Annotated in this window: 15 protein-coding genes and 1 tRNA gene; 2 read left to right on the top strand and 14 right to left on the bottom strand. The window is 69.0% G+C overall.

Going from position 1 to position 14,195, the window contains the following annotated elements; translation table 11 throughout:
• Nucleotides 1-374 precede the first annotated feature (374 nt).
• The 9 genes from rplL to ACZ45T_RS00040 all read right to left on the bottom strand — a co-directional run bounded on the left by rplL (nt 375) and on the right by ACZ45T_RS00040 (nt 6,751).
• A complete protein-coding gene (gene rplL / locus ACZ45T_RS00080) occupies nt 375-758 on the bottom strand; it encodes a 50S ribosomal protein L7/L12 (protein WP_468435767.1) in 384 nt (127 codons plus the stop codon).
• A gap of 110 nt (nt 759-868) precedes the next feature.
• Nucleotides 869-1,399 (bottom strand): 50S ribosomal protein L10, encoded by a 531-nt coding sequence (gene rplJ / locus ACZ45T_RS00075; RefSeq protein WP_008739730.1) that lies wholly within the window; start codon nt 1,397-1,399, stop codon nt 869-871.
• A gap of 341 nt (nt 1,400-1,740) precedes the next feature.
• Complete coding sequence (locus ACZ45T_RS00070) at nt 1,741-2,679, bottom strand: SCO4651 family lipoprotein (protein WP_468435765.1); 939 nt, start codon at nt 2,677-2,679, stop codon at nt 1,741-1,743.
• Nucleotides 2,680-2,715: 36 nt separating this feature from the next.
• Nucleotides 2,716-3,678, bottom strand: a complete 963-nt coding sequence (locus ACZ45T_RS00065; protein WP_468435763.1) for an SCO4651 family lipoprotein — start codon at nt 3,676-3,678, stop codon at nt 2,716-2,718.
• A 182-nt stretch (nt 3,679-3,860) separates the two neighbouring features.
• Entirely contained in the window at nt 3,861-4,589 is a 729-nt protein-coding gene (gene rplA / locus ACZ45T_RS00060) for a 50S ribosomal protein L1 (protein WP_468435761.1), read from the bottom strand.
• 89 nt (nt 4,590-4,678) lie between these two features.
• Nucleotides 4,679-5,113, bottom strand: coding sequence for a 50S ribosomal protein L11 (gene rplK / locus ACZ45T_RS00055; protein ID WP_030710298.1), 435 nt, complete (start codon nt 5,111-5,113; stop codon nt 4,679-4,681).
• Between the two features lie 165 nt (nt 5,114-5,278).
• Nucleotides 5,279-6,205, bottom strand: coding sequence for a transcription termination/antitermination protein NusG (nusG, locus tag ACZ45T_RS00050; protein ID WP_468435759.1), 927 nt, complete (start codon nt 6,203-6,205; stop codon nt 5,279-5,281).
• Nucleotides 6,206-6,290: 85 nt separating this feature from the next.
• Nucleotides 6,291-6,572, bottom strand: a complete 282-nt coding sequence (gene secE / locus ACZ45T_RS00045) for a preprotein translocase subunit SecE (RefSeq protein ID WP_030388883.1) — start codon at nt 6,570-6,572, stop codon at nt 6,291-6,293.
• 106 nt (nt 6,573-6,678) lie between these two features.
• Nucleotides 6,679-6,751, bottom strand: a tRNA-Trp gene (locus tag ACZ45T_RS00040).
• Between the two features lie 193 nt (nt 6,752-6,944).
• Here ACZ45T_RS00040 and ACZ45T_RS00035 point away from each other — a divergent pair.
• A complete protein-coding gene (locus ACZ45T_RS00035; RefSeq protein ID WP_468435757.1) occupies nt 6,945-8,171 on the top strand; it encodes a pyridoxal phosphate-dependent aminotransferase in 1,227 nt (408 codons plus the stop codon).
• A 387-nt stretch (nt 8,172-8,558) separates the two neighbouring features.
• Nucleotides 8,559-9,578, top strand: a complete 1,020-nt coding sequence (locus tag ACZ45T_RS00030) for an adenosine deaminase (protein ID WP_468435755.1) — start codon at nt 8,559-8,561, stop codon at nt 9,576-9,578.
• Here the strand turns inward: ACZ45T_RS00030 and ACZ45T_RS00025 are convergent.
• The 5 genes from ACZ45T_RS00025 to ACZ45T_RS00005 form a co-directional block, all read right to left on the bottom strand.
• Complete coding sequence (locus ACZ45T_RS00025) at nt 9,568-9,984, bottom strand: hypothetical protein (protein WP_360890908.1); 417 nt, start codon at nt 9,982-9,984, stop codon at nt 9,568-9,570. The genes ACZ45T_RS00030 and ACZ45T_RS00025 overlap by 11 nt on opposite strands.
• 16 nt (nt 9,985-10,000) lie before the next feature.
• Nucleotides 10,001-11,116 (bottom strand): UDP-N-acetylmuramate dehydrogenase, encoded by a 1,116-nt coding sequence (locus ACZ45T_RS00020; RefSeq protein WP_468436969.1) that lies wholly within the window; start codon nt 11,114-11,116, stop codon nt 10,001-10,003.
• Nucleotides 11,113-11,514 carry a DUF3291 domain-containing protein gene (locus tag ACZ45T_RS00015; protein WP_468435753.1) on the bottom strand — a complete coding sequence of 134 codons (402 nt, stop codon included), beginning with the start codon at nt 11,512-11,514 and terminating at the stop codon, nt 11,113-11,115. Before ACZ45T_RS00015 ends, ACZ45T_RS00020 begins: the two co-directional genes overlap by 4 nt.
• A 59-nt stretch (nt 11,515-11,573) precedes the next feature.
• A complete protein-coding gene (locus tag ACZ45T_RS00010; RefSeq protein ID WP_468436967.1) occupies nt 11,574-13,007 on the bottom strand; it encodes an MFS transporter in 1,434 nt (477 codons plus the stop codon).
• Nucleotides 13,008-13,139: 132 nt separating this feature from the next.
• A complete protein-coding gene (locus ACZ45T_RS00005) occupies nt 13,140-13,709 on the bottom strand; it encodes a TetR/AcrR family transcriptional regulator (RefSeq protein WP_468435751.1) in 570 nt (189 codons plus the stop codon).
• Nucleotides 13,710-14,195: the final 486 nt, after the last annotated feature.

Genomic DNA, 14,195 nt, shown 5'->3' with positions numbered 1-14,195 from the left:
CAGGTTTCCGGAAACCGGCAACAGGCCTTCCCCACTCGTTCAACCAACACCGTGTTCAACCAACACTGCGTCCAACGCTGCGGCGCTCGCACACAGAGCGCGTATCAGTACTGCCCTCTTCGTAGTCGATCCATGCCTCGGATCTCGGATCCAGGTGGCCGACCTGTCGACGGGACTGAGAATTGCGCGCCGCGTCCCGTTCGTCAAGGCCCCGTGCTCCGAGCGGATCATCTTCGGACCCTGCTTCGAGACAACGATGATCACCCTACTCCCCAACGAGACCAGGGCAAGTCAGGCACTGCGAGTACGCCAAAGGGCGACCACCCTTACGGGTGATCGCCCTTGGTTGGAGCCTCGGAGAGGCTCCAGAGGTGTTACTTGACCTCGACCGAGGCGCCGGCGCCCTTGAGGGCCTCGGCGGCCTTGTCAGCGGCCTCCTTGGCGACCTTCTCGAGGACGGGCTTCGGCGCACCGTCGACGAGGTCCTTGGCCTCCTTGAGGCCCAGGGAGGTCAGCTCACGCACGACCTTGATGACCTGGATCTTCTTGTCACCGGCGGCGGTGAGGACGACGTCGAACTCGTCCTGCTCCTCGGCGACCTCGGCGGCCGGGCCACCGGCGGCGGGGCCGGCAACGGCGACGGCCGCGGCGGCGGTGACGTCGAACTTCTCCTCGAAGGCCTTCACGAACTCAGAGAGCTCGATGAGGGTCATCTCCTCGAACTGGGCGAGGAGGTCGTCCTGAGAGAGCTTCGCCATGATGGGCGATCCTTCCACTAATTCGGCAGGTGCCGGATGTATATAGAGGCGGGCGTAACGGCCCGCTACGACCCACGCACTAGGCGGCGTGGATCAGTGCGCGAGCCGAATTACTCGGCACCGCCCTGCTCGGCGAGCTTGACGCGAAGCGCTTCCGCGGTGCGGACGAACTTCGACGGCAGCGCCTGGAAGAGCGAGGCAGCCTGAGACTGCTTGCCCTTGAACGCGCCGGCCAGCTTGCTGAGCAGAACCTCGCGGGACTCGAGGTCCGCAAGCTTCTTGATCTCATCGGCGGTGAGCGCCTTACCATCAAGGACACCCGCCTTGATGATGAGGTTCGGGTTGTCCTTGGCGAAGTCACGCAGGCTCTTCGCCGACTCCACCGGGTCACCGGTGATGAAGGCGACCGCGGTCGGACCAGCGAAGTGCTCGTCCAGCGCGGTGATCCCGGCCTGGTTGGCCGCAATCTTGGTCAGCGTGTTCTTCACCACGGCGTACTGGGCGTTCTCACCGAGCGAACGACGCAGCGTCTTGAGCTGCGCGACAGTGAGACCCCGGTACTCGGTCAGCACGGCGGCGTTCGAGCTCTGGAACGCGTCCTTGAGCTCGGCTACCGCGGCAGCCTTGTTGGGCGTCGGCATAGTGCTTCGGCCTCCTTCCGGGTGATGAGGACCGCTCAGAAGGGGCTGGAACATACGAAACGCCCCGGCGCATGCGCACGGGGCGTAAGCTCAACCGAATTGCTCCGGGAGCCTTTCCACGAACACCTGCGCAGGACGTCCGCGCTCAGCGGATCCTTCGGCCGCCGCACCCTTGCGGGCACGGCAACGACCAGCGGTCTTTGGCTTCTGGGGAAGACTACGTGAAGGGGTCCAGCCGAGGCAAATCGCCTCAGGACCGGACCTTGGTGACCGACCTCAGGACCGCCTGAGGTCGGTCCGAGGTCGGCCGGAGGGCGGCCTCGGGTCGCCTCGGGACGGCCTCAGGAGCCGTCGAGGCCCCCCAGTCCGGCGTCCCGCAGCGTCTTGTCGGCCTCCTTCAGCGTTTCCCCGGCCTCCTCCAGCTTCTGGTCGGTCTCCTTCAGCTTCCGGTCGGTCTCCGCGAGGCTCGCGCTGAGGTCGACGACCTGATCGGCCGGCGGCGCCTGGACGGGAGCGGCCTTGCCGAAGTCGGAGAACTTCGCCGTGGTCTTCGTGGAGCCCTTCCCGTCCGTGCTGACGGAGTCGACGCGGACGGGGTAGCCGTCCTTGTCGATCCACAGGTCGACCTCGAGGGTCTTGACGTGCTTCAGGGACTCGTGGAGGTACTGGCGGTTCTTCTCCTCCATGACCTTGGTGGACTCGTCCGCCTTGAGCAGCTCATCGTTGGTGAAGCTGCCCTTGTAGTGCTGGGCGTCGATGCCGTCGGTCTTCTCGGCGCCGACGTGCGTGAGCTTCTCCTGGCCCAGCAGCATCGCGAGGTACTCGGCCGGGTCGTCGTTCAGCCGGACCCCCGGCTTGCCGTCCCTGGACAGGTTCATCCGCATCCAGGTCTTGCCTTCGAGAGGCTCGCCCAGGTGGGTGTAGATGATGTCGCCGATCATGATCGAGCGAGTGTCTTCCTTCTCGCCCTTCAGCGTCACGTCGTGGCTGGACGGGTACCAGCCCTTCGTGCCGGACTGGCCGCTGGTCTTGCCGTCGCTCCCGACGATGGACAGCTCCGCCTTGGCGAACTTGGCGGCCACCGTCTTCAGGTAGGACGCCTTCACCGCTTCCACGGACGAGTGCGCCTTGGCGTCGGCCCCCTTTCCGCCCGCCTTGCCGTCCCCCGCGCCGGCCTTGCCGTCGCCGCAGGCGGTGAGGCCGCCCACGAGCAGTGCGGCACCCGCCATCGCGATACCGGCCCGGTTCCGGACAGCCTTGTTCATCTGGTTCTCCCCCATGAATGGATCTTGTTACTCGTAAAACGCGCGGCTCGCTCAGGCCCCGGCGCCGGCGCCCGCACCGGCCGCGCCCAGCTCCTTGAGCATGCCGAAGAGGTCGAGCGTCTCGTTCTCCGGCGGGGCCTGCACGGTGGCCGCGGAGCCGTAGTCCGAGTAGTAGGCGTCGATGTTCATGGCCCCCTGGGGCATGCCCATGCTGACCTTCATGTGGACCGGGTAACCGTCCTTGTTGACCCAGACGTCCATGTCGTAGCCCTTGATGCCGGCCGTCTTCGTGGCATCGACCAGCTTCTTGCGGTCGGCCTCGGTCAGCGCCTTGGAGGACTCGTTCGCGGCGAGCATCTCCTCCAGGGTCAGGGTGCCCTTGTAGTGCTCGGCGTCCGTGCCCTCGACCTTCTCGGCCCCGAGGTGCTTCACGTTCGGCGAGCTGAGCAGCAGGGCGAGCTGCTTGGCCGGGTCCTGGCTCTGCTCCGCCCCGCCCAGGCCGCCGAACTTCTTCAGCGCCTCGGCGTCTCCCGAGCCCGCGGCGGCGGCGGCGTTCATGTCGAGCTTCATCCAGCGCTTGCCGTCCATGCCCGCGGACATCGGCGAGTCTGCCGGCATCTCCATGAACATGACGTCGTTCTTCATGATCATGCGCATCGAGTCGGCGCTGTCGGCGGCGGTGAGCCCGCCCTTCATGGTGATGTCCATGACGCTCGGGTCCCAGCCCTGGACGCCCGTCATCTCCACGGTGCTGCCGCCGCCGAGGGAGGCGGGCATCGACATGGTCATGCGGACCTTGGCCGACTTGGCGGCCGAGGTCTTCTTGTACGCCGCGGTCAGCGCCTCGGTGGCGTTGCCACCGTCCCCCGGCTTGCCCGGCTGCGCGGACGCACCGGCCGCGGCCTTGCCGGAGTCCTTCTTGTCGCCCTTGTCGTTCTCGCACGCCGTAGCGCCGCCCACGAGCAGTACGGCGGCCAGCGCGGCGCCGACGGTCTTGTTCCGGTACACGGACACGGAGGCCCCCACCCCTTGATTGATCGTTCGGTCAAAGGGACCCTACGTCGCCCCGGTGCCGGATCGCTCGGCCGACCGCCCCGCACCGGTCGATGTGTGGCCCGAAACACGGAAAACGGGCCCCCCGCCACCCCGTGAAGGGAGGCGAGGGGCCCGTTCAGCCACTCAGTGAGCCATCAGGCTCAGACAGCAGCCGGGTCTTCCTCGACGAGGAGGTTCCGGGTGCGGTTGGAGTCCAGCTGGATGCCGGGGCCCATCGTGGTGCTCAGGGCGGCCTTCTTGATGTAGCGGCCCTTCGCGGCGGACGGCTTCAGACGGAGGATCTCGTCCAGGGCCGCGCCGTAGTTCTCGACCAGCTGCTCATCGGAGAAGGAGACCTTGCCGATGATGAAGTGCAGGTTCGAGTGCTTGTCGACGCGGAACTCGATCTTGCCACCCTTGATCTCGGTGACAGCCTTCGCGACGTCCATGGTGACGGTGCCGGTCTTCGGGTTCGGCATGAGGCCACGGGGACCGAGCACGCGGCCGAGGCGGCCGACCTTGCCCATGAGGTCCGGGGTGGCCACAACGGCGTCGAACTCGTTGAGGCGGTTGCCCTTGGCGATCTCGTTGATCAGCTCGTCGTCGCCGACAATGTCGGCGCCGGCGGCTTCCGCGGCCGCAGCACGGTCACCGGTCGCGAAGACCAGGACCCGGGCGGTCTTGCCGGTGCCGTGCGGGAGGTTCACGGTGCCGCGGACCATCTGGTCGGCCTTGCGCGGGTCGACACCCAGGCGGAAGGCGACCTCGACGGTGCTGTCGAACTTGGTCGTGGTGGTCTCCTTGGCGAGACGGACGGCCTCGAGCGGGGCGTACAGCTTCTCCCGGTCGACCTTGGCGTCCGCAGCGCGGAGAGTCTTGCTGCGCTTCACTTCTGCTCCTGTGTTGTTTCTTCAGGCGTGGAGTCGTGGTGCGGACCAGCGCTTGGTCCTACCACTGGTGGTGCTGGAGGGTGGCTGGATCAGCCTTCGACGGTGATGCCCATCGAACGCGCGGTGCCGGAGATGATCTTCACGGCGGCGTCGATGTCGTTGGCGTTCAGGTCGGGCATCTTCAGCTCGGCGATCTCCTTGACCTGGGCGGCCGTGAGCTTCGCGACCTTGGTCTTGTGAGGCTCGCCGGAGCCCTTCTCCACGCCCGCGTGCTTCAGGATGAGGCGCGCGGCCGGCGGAGTCTTGGTGATGAAGGTGAAGGAACGGTCGTCGTAGACCGTGATCTCCACCGGCACGACCATGCCACGCTGCGACTCGGTCGCGGCGTTGTAGGCCTTGCAGAACTCCATGATGTTGACGCCGTGCTGACCGAGCGCGGGGCCGACCGGCGGAGCCGGGTTGGCCGCACCGGCCTTGATCTGGAGCTTGATGAGCCCCGTGATCTTCTTCTTCTTGGGAGGCATTGCTCTCTCCGGGTCCTAGTGAGAGTTTTTCGCCGCCAACCGGTCATCCGGATGGAGGCATACCGCACCACGATAACGGGTATCGGTGCGGGGCTAAAAACCGAGCAGGTCAGACCGCCCTTCACGGGGCGATCTGACCTGTCCGGAAGCGTTGTCTCAGAAGAGTCAGTTCTTCTGGATCTGGTCGAAGCTGAGCTCGACCGGGGTCTCGCGACCGAAGATCTCGACGAGGCCCTTGACCTTCTTCGAGTCGGGGTTGATCTCGTTGATCGTCGCCTGCAGCGTCGCGAACGGGCCGTCGGTGACGGTGACCGAGTCGCCGACCTCGAAGTCCAGGACCTCGATCGTCCGCTTGACGGCGGGCGCGGGCAGACCGGCCTCTTCCGCAGCGGCCTTCGCGGCCTTCTCCTGCGCCTCCGGGGCGAGCATCTTGACGATCTCGTCCAGGGTCAGCGGGTACGGGTCGTACGCGTTGCCGACGAAGCCGGTGACGCCAGGCGTGTTGCGGACGACGCCCCAGGACTCGTTCGTCAGATCCATGCGGACGAGAACGTAACCGGGCAGCTTGTTCTGCCGGACGTTCTTGCGCTCGCCGTTCTTGATCTGGACGATCTCTTCCTCGGGCACCTCGGCCTGGTAGATGAACTCCTCGACGTTCAGCGAGACGGCGCGCTGCTCCAGGTTGGCCTTCACGCGCTTCTCGTAGCCGGCGTAGGTGTGGATCACGTACCACTCGCCGGGGAGGAGACGCAGCTCCTCGCGCAGGGCCTGGATGGGGTCGACGGGCTCGGCGGGCTCGACCGGGGCGGCCTCTTCGGCCTCCTCGTCGACCTCGGCCTCGACCTCGGTCTCGGCGTCGTCGGCAGCCTCTTCGACCTCGGCGTCGTCCTCGACCTCGGCGTCAGCCTCGTCCGCGTCTTCGCCCTCGGCGGACTCGACGTGCATCGCGGCCTCTTCGGCGGCGACACCCGCCTTGGCGTCGGCGCGCTCGGCCTCGTCAGGGTCCACAGCGTCCGCCGCCTCGACGATGTCGAGCGCGTCCTCGACGGACTCGACGGAGTCGTGGCTCGCGTTCAGGTTCGGGTCAGACACGGTGGCTGCTTCTTCCTGGAATACAAAAGGTGGTGGAACATGCGAAAACGGGCGGCACCCATCAAGGCGCCGCCCCCCGCGGGGATCAGCCGAAGACGAACTTGATGGCTTTCTCGAACCCAAAGTCAATCACGGTCACCAGACCGATCATGATGACGACGAAGACAATCACCACAGTGGTGTACGTCGTGAGCTGGTTGCGAGTGGGCCAGACAACCTTGCGGAGTTCCGCGACGATCTGGCGGTAGAAAAGCGCGAGCCGGCCCAGAGGACCCTTCTTGCCGCGCTTGCCGCCCTTGCGGGCCTTCTTCTCGCGAGTCTCGTCCTCGGCGTCAGGCATGTCGATGGAGCCCAGGGCGTCCGTCACGTCTCTCACCTGAATCCGGGTCGTGGCCGTACCGCGCCCGGTTGCGCCGCACGGCGTTGCATCTAAGTACGTACCTGCGCACACACATCCGAGAAGGAGTGTGGAGCAGGGCCGGAGGGACTCGAACCCCCAACCGCTGGTTTTGGAGACCAGTGCTCTACCAATTGAGCTACGACCCTTTGCGTCCCCCAACCTACCGCATCCAAGCGAGTGCACGGAGTGCTCACGCTTTGCAGCGGCTGGCGAGGTCCAACGACAGGTGAGTGTACGTGAACCGGACCCTGACGTCGAACAGAAGCCATCCGGACATGCTCCGGTCCGTTGACTGAAACGGTGTGCGGCGCTTCTTGGCCGTCTGGGACGATTGCCCGCATGACCTCTGCAACGCCTTCCCCCGAGCGCCGGGTGTCCGCCCGTATCGGCGCCATTTCCGAGTCCGCCACCCTCGCCGTCGACGCCAAGGCCAAGGCTCTCAAGGCCGCCGGGCGCCCGGTGATCGGCTTCGGCGCCGGCGAGCCCGACTTCCCGACCCCGGACTACATCGTCGAGGCCGCGGTCGAGGCCTGCCGCAACCCGAAGTACCACCGCTACACGCCGGCCGGCGGCCTGCCCGAGCTGAAGGCCGCGATCGCCGCCAAGACGCTGCGCGACTCCGGTTACGAGGTCGACGCGTCGCAGGTCCTGGTGACCAACGGCGGCAAGCAGGCGATCTACGAGGCCTTCGCGGCCATCCTGGACCCGGGTGACGAGGTCATCGTCCCGGCTCCGTACTGGACCACCTACCCGGAGTCCATCCGTCTCGCCGGCGGTGTCCCGGTCGAGGTCGTCGCCGACGAGACCACGGGTTACCGCGTCTCCGTCGAGCAGCTCGAAGCGGCCCGCACCGAGCGCACGAAGGTCGTCCTCTTCGTCTCCCCGTCCAACCCCACGGGCGCCGTCTACAGCGAGGCCGACGCCGAGGCGATCGGCCGCTGGGCCGCCGAGAAGGGCCTGTGGGTCCTGACCGACGAGATCTACGAGCACCTCGTCTACGGCGACGCGAAGTTCGTCTCGCTCCCGGCGATCGTCCCCGAGCTGGCCGACAAGTGCATCGTCGTCAACGGCGTCGCCAAGACGTACGCGATGACCGGCTGGCGCGTGGGCTGGATCATCGGCCCCCGTGACGTCGTGAAGGCCGCGACCAACCTCCAGTCGCACGCCACCTCCAACGTCTCCAACGTGGCCCAGGTCGCGGCGCTCGCCGCCGTCTCCGGCAACCTGGACGCCGTCCACGAGATGCGCACCGCCTTCGACCGCCGCCGCCAGACGATCGTGCGGATGCTGAACGAGATCGACGGCGTCGTCTGCCCGACTCCCGAGGGCGCGTTCTACGTGTACCCCTCGGTCAAGGCCCTCCTCGGCAAGGAGATCCGCGGCAAGCGCCCCCAGAGCTCCGTCGAGCTCGCCGCCCTGATCCTGGACGAGGTCGAGGTCGCGGTCGTCCCGGGCGAGGCCTTCGGCACCCCCGGCTACCTGCGCCTGTCCTACGCCCTGGGCGACGAGGACCTGGTGGAGGGCGTGTCCCGCGTCCAGAAGCTCCTGGCCGAGGCCAAGTCCTAGCGCGGACGGCAGCACGAACCTGAGCGGCGCCTCCCCGGCCGGGGTAGCGCCGCTCAGGCACATCCAGCGCAGCCGCCCCATCGCACCATCCAGCCCCGACACACCCTCCTGCCCTGCCGCACCATCCAGCCCCGACACACCCTCCTGCCCTGCCGCACCATCCGGCCCAGTTGCCCCACCCAGCCCCGCCGCCCCATCCAGCCCCGCCGGCGTTTGAGGCGCGGGGTCTGGGGCGGAGCCCCAGGGGCTTTCAGCCCCGCCGGCGCTTGAGGCGCGGGTCCGGGCAGCGCCCGGAAGGCCCCCGCAGCGCCCACTCGCACGTTCGAGCAAGCCCCCGATCGGTAAAACCCCCTCCCGCCAAGCGCAGCGGTACGGCAGGATCACCAGATGGAGCACGCACGCGATCTCACGCTTCTGCCGAAAGCCCACCTCCACCTGCACTTCACCGGCTCGATGCGACCATCGACCCTCCTGGAGTTGGCCGACAAGTACGGCGTCCGCCTCCCGGACGCCCTCACCGCCGGCGAGCCCCCGAAGCTCCGCGCCACCGACGAGCGCGGCTGGTTCCGCTTCCAGCGGCTCTACGACGCCGCCCGCTCCTGCCTCCGCGAGCCCGACGACATCCGCCGCCTGGTCCGCGAGGCCGCGGAGGAGGACGTACGGGACGGCAGCGGCTGGCTGGAGATCCAGGTGGATCCCACCTCCTACGCGCCCCTGCTCGGCGGGATGATCCCGGCCGTCGAGATCATCCTCGACGCCGTCGACTCCGCGTCCCGCGAGACCGGCCTCGGCATGCGGGTCCTCATCGCCGCCAACCGCATGAAGCACCCCCTCGACGCCCGCACCCTCGCCCGCATCGCCGTCCGCTACGCCGACCGCGGCATCGTCGGCTTCGGGCTCTCCAACGACGAGCGCCGCGGCATGGCCCGTGACTTCGACCGGGCCTTCGCCATCGCCCGCGAGGGCGGCCTCCTCGCCGCCCCGCACGGCGGCGAGCTCACCGGCCCCTCCTCGGTCCGCGACTGCCTCGACGATCTGCACGCCGCCCGCATCGGGCACGGCGTACGGGCCGCCGAGGACCCCCGCCTCCTCAAGCGGCTCGCCGACCGGCAGATCACCTGCGAGGTCTGCCCGGCCTCCAACGTGGCGCTCGGCGTCTACGAGCGGCCCGAGGACGTGCCGCTGCGCACCCTCTTCGAGGCCGGGGTTCCCATGGCGCTGGGCGCCGACGACCCCCTGCTCTTCGGGTCCCGGCTCGCGGCCCAGTACGAGATCGCCCGCCGCCACCACGCCTTCACGGACGCGGAGCTCGCCGAGCTGGCCCGCCAGTCGGTGCGCGGTTCGGCCGCGCCCGAGGACGTACAGGCCAAGCTGCTGGCCGGGATCGACCACTGGCTCACCGGGTGAGCCGCAGGTCCCCCTCGTAGCAGTCGGCGCGCACCCGGCCGCCGTCCGGGAAGCCGATCTCCAGGTGGGTGCGGCCCTGCTCGGGCAGCGCGAACTCGGCGACCGAGGCGACGGTCTCGCCGAGGTGGCGCAGGAAGGGGTGGTCGCCGAGGTCCTCGCCGACCTCGATGCGGCCCCACTCCCCCATGTCGTACGGCTCGTGCGGTGCGGCCGACTCGACGATGAGGCACTGGTCGGACCCGGTGGTGATCCTGATGGAGTCGCCGACGCTGTCGATCAGCCAGACGTCGAGGGGCGCCTCGGAGCGTTCGCCGTCGCTGACGTGCCAGGACGCGACGACTCGGCTGAGCGTGCGGCCCACGAGCCGGGTGGGGTCCGTACCGGCCCCGTGCAGGGGACAGAGCATGGGCGGCCGGGGCTCCTCAGATGCTGACGCCGACCGTCACCGGCTCGTTGACCAGGGTGACGCCGAAGGCCGCGTGGACGCCCGCGACGACCTCGCGGGCCAGGGCGAGGAGGTCCTCGGTGGTGGCCTCGCCGCGGTTGGTGAGGGCGAGGGTGTGCTTGGTGGAGATGCGCGCGGGGCCGGTGCCGTAGCCCTTGGTGAAACCGGCCTTGTCGATCAGCCAGGCCGCGCTGGTCTTCGTACGGCCGTCGCCGGTGGGGTACGCGGGCGGCGCGGTGTCGGGGCCGAGGCGGTCCTGGACGCGGGCGAGGAAGGCGGCGTAGGCCTCGTCGGTCAGGATCGGGTTGTGGAAGAAGGAGCCGGCCGACCAGGTGTCGTGGTCGGTGGGGTCCAGGACCATGCCCTTGCCGGCGCGCAGGCGCAGCACGGTCTCGCGGGCGGTGGCGGCCGGGACGCGGTCGCCGGCCTCGACGCCGAGCGCGCGGGCGGTCTCGGGGTACTTGATCGGGGCGGACAGGCCGCCCGCGTCCTCCAGGGCGAAGCGCACGCGCAGGACGACGTACCGCTCGGGCTGGTGCTTGAAGAGGCTGTTTCGGTACGTGAACGCGCATTCGGCGGCGCTCAGCGTGACCGTCTCGCCGGTGGTGCGGTCGTAGGCGACGACCTCGGTGATGGTGTCGCAGACCTCCTGGCCGTACGCCCCCACGTTCTGGATGGGCGTCGCACCGGCGGAGCCGGGGATTCCGGCGAGGCACTCGATACCGGCGAGGCCGGCCTCGACGGTGCGGGCGACGGCGTCGCTCCAGTTCTCGCCGGCCGCGAGCTCCAGGGTGGTGCCGTCCAGGACGAAGCCGGTGGTCGCGATGCGCAGGGCGGTGCCGTCGAAGCCCCGGTCCCCGATGACCAGGTTGCTGCCGCCGCCGATGACCAGGAGCGGGGTGCCGCTCTCGTCCGCGGCGCGGACGGCGGCGACCACCTCGGCGTCGGTGGTCGCGGTGACCAGGCGGGCTGCGGGGCCACCGAGGCGGAAGGTGGTCAGCGGGGCGAGGGGGGCGTCGTGGAGTTCCTGCACGTGGACAAGAGTACGGTCCGTACCCCTCGCATCCCTGCGGGGCCACGGACCGTGGCTCAGTAGTTCGACGTCTGTTCGGCGAGGCGGCGCTCGGCCTCCTCCCAGCCGATGGGCAGCTCGGAGGCCCGTACGGTCCAGAAGGTGAAGGCCGATTCCTTCATGAAGGCGGCCGCGGCCCGGGAGCTGGAGCGGTGGGGCTCGCTCCGGGCGAAGCGGTAGAGCGCGTCCCGGTCCTCCCATGCGGAGAGGGTGAGGAAGGTCCGGCCGAGGACGCGCGCCCGCAGGGCGACGCCGTGGGCGCCGGGGGCCTTGCGGATCTGGCCGATGATGCCGGGGGTCTTGAGGAAGAACCTGACGGCGCCGGTGAGGGTGGCGGTCTCGAAACGGGAGGCCATGACGTAGACCTCGGCGTCGGCGGTGGCGGCCTGGGTGGGCGTGGACCAGGGAATGTCGGGCATGGCGGGCACTCCTTCGCTCGGATCACTTGACCGTAAGGGTCTGACTGGCCTTTCGATTGCTACATTGCCGCGGGGATCCGGTCCGGGACCTCGGCGGCGACGACGACCGGGGCGGGCTTCTCCTTGCGCGGGAGCAGCAGGGCCAGGGCGGCGGCCACGGCGACCGCGCCGGCTCCGATCCACAGGGCGGGGATCGTGCCGTCGGTGAAGGCCTGCGGGGACTCGTAGCCGCCCTGGGCGGAGAAGACCGAGGCCAGGACGGCCACACCGAGGGCTCCGCCGACCTCGCGGAGGGCGTTGTTGGTGCCGGAGGCCTTGCCCTGGTCGGCGGGGGTCACGGTGGACATCAGGACGTTGGAGGCGGGGGCGAAGTACATCCCCATGCCGATGCCGCTGATGATCAGCGCCGGGAGCTGGGCGGCGTACGAGAGGTCCGCGCTCAGGATCATCGCGAACCAGCCGAGGCCGAGGGCCTGCAGCGCGAGCCCGGCGGCGACGACCGGGCGGCCGCCGATCCGGTCGGAGAGGATGCCCGAGATCGGCGCGACGATCATCGGCATGCCGGTCCAGGGGAGCATGCGCAGTCCGGCCTCGGTGGGGGAGTAACCGGAGACGCCCTGGAGGAACTGGCTGAGCAGGAAGATCGAGCCGAACATCCCCAGGAACATCAGCAGGCTGGCCAGGTTGATCCCGAGGAAGCCGCGGTTGCGGAAGAGCCGCATGGGAAGCATGGGGTTGGCGCTGTTGTAGCCGTGGTGGATGAACCCGCCGACGAGGGCGGTGCCCGCGATCAGCCCGGTCAGCACGGGGGCACTGGTCCAGCCCTCGGCGTTGGCGTTCACCAGGGCGTAGACGATGCCGAAGAGGCCGCCGCTGATGAGCAGGGTGCCGGGGATGTCGAGGCGGGCGTTCGGGGCGGTGGACTCGGCGAGGCGCAGCCGGGCGAGCGGGATCAGGGCGAGGCCGATCGGGACGTTCAGCCAGAAGATCCACTGCCAGGAGATGTGCTCGGTGAGGCTGCCGCCGATGAGGGGGCCGCTGGCGACGGCGAGGCCGGTGACGGCGCCGTAGATGCCGAGGGCCATGCCACGACGGGCAGCGGGAACGGCAGCGGTGAGCAGGGTGAGGGTGAGCGGCATCATGATCGCGGCGCCGACGCCCTGGACGGCGCGGGCGGCGATGAGGGCGTCGATGCCGGGCGAGAGGGCGGCCGCGGCGGAGGCTCCGGTGAACACCGCCAGCCCGACTATGAACAGCTTCCGGCGCCCGAACCGGTCGCCGAGGGCGGCGCCGAACATGAGGAGGACGGCGAAGGTGAGCGTGTAGGCGTTCACCGTCCACTCCAGGTCCTCCAGCTTGCCGCCGAGGTCCTCCCGGATGGCGGGGAGCGCGGTCGTGACGACGAGGTTGTCGAGGGCGGCCATGAAGCTGGCGACGCCGGTGAGGATGAGGGCCCAGACGGCGGGCCCGCGGAGCTTGGTGTTCGTGCCCATGTCCGTGTCCGTGCCTTGCTGCGTGTTCACGATTCCCCCTGCGGGCTTGTTAGTTATTGCTGACTAACTTTCGCGCTCATGAGTACACCCGTGGGTGAGCGCGGTCGGGCGCGCCAGGCAGGCGGCGCGCTCTCACTTCTCCAGGCGGCCCTTGCTCTGGGCCTCGGGGTACAGCCCCTCCCAGACCCGGTGCTCGGGCGGGAAGCCCATGGCGGCGAGGGTGTTGATCAACATCCCGTACGCCATGAAGGTCGTGGTCTCCTTCACGTCGCCACCGAACGGCACGTGAACCGCGTCCCAGAGCTCCAGCCACCCCTTGCGGACGAGCTCGCCGAGCTCGTGATCCCCGGCCGCCTCGGCGGCGGCGACGGTGACGTACATCTGGAGCTGCATCTGGAGCTTGTCGGGATCCTCGGCGATGAGCCGGGTGTAGGCGTTCGCCATGGCTCGCGTGGCCTCCTCGCCGTACAGCCCTTCGGAGGCGGCGGTGAAGACCTCGCGGGTTTCCCGCAGGCAACGCTCGGCGGCGGCGAGAAAGATGGCGGGCTTGTTCGGAAACAACCGGAAGAGATACGGCTGCGAAACACCCACCCGCTTGGCGATCGCCTCGGTGGAGGTCCCGTAGTAACCACCCCGGGCGAACTCGTGCACCGCCGCACGAATGACGCTCTCCCGCCGCTCGTCTGCGCTCATCCTTGCCATGCGACTAAGTTAGTGCTCAATCACTAACTACGTCAAGGGGAGCGGGGGGCGGGGCGGGGCTTCGGGGGGCGGGATGCCGGCGGGCGGGGTCGGGTCGTGCGGCGGTGGTGCCGGTGGGCGGAGCCCGGGCGGGCGGCATCGGGCTGTGCGGGGGTGGCTTCGGGGGCGGGAGCCCGGCGGACGGCACTGGGCTGTGCGGCGGTGGCTTCGGTGGACCGGAGCTCGGCGGACGGCATTAGACGGTGCGGCGGTGGCTTCGGTGGACCGGAGCTCAGCGGATGCCATCAGGCCGTGCGGCGGTGGCTGCGAGTCGCGGGAGCCCCTCGACCGGGATCAGAGTGGGTTTGGGGGTTTCCCGTCAGTCTCATCGTCTCTCCGTGTCGGGCCGGTCCTGAGGTTGTTCCTGTTTGGCGGACAGGTTCTATGTGTTGCTCAGGCTGCGGTGTTTTCGTACTCGGCTGGGCTTTGGTAACCGAGGCTGCTGTG

The organism is Streptomyces sp. NPDC030995, assembly GCF_055571215.1.
Note: the sequence above shows the minus strand (reverse complement) of the source record. Positions and strands in the feature narration are given on the sequence as shown.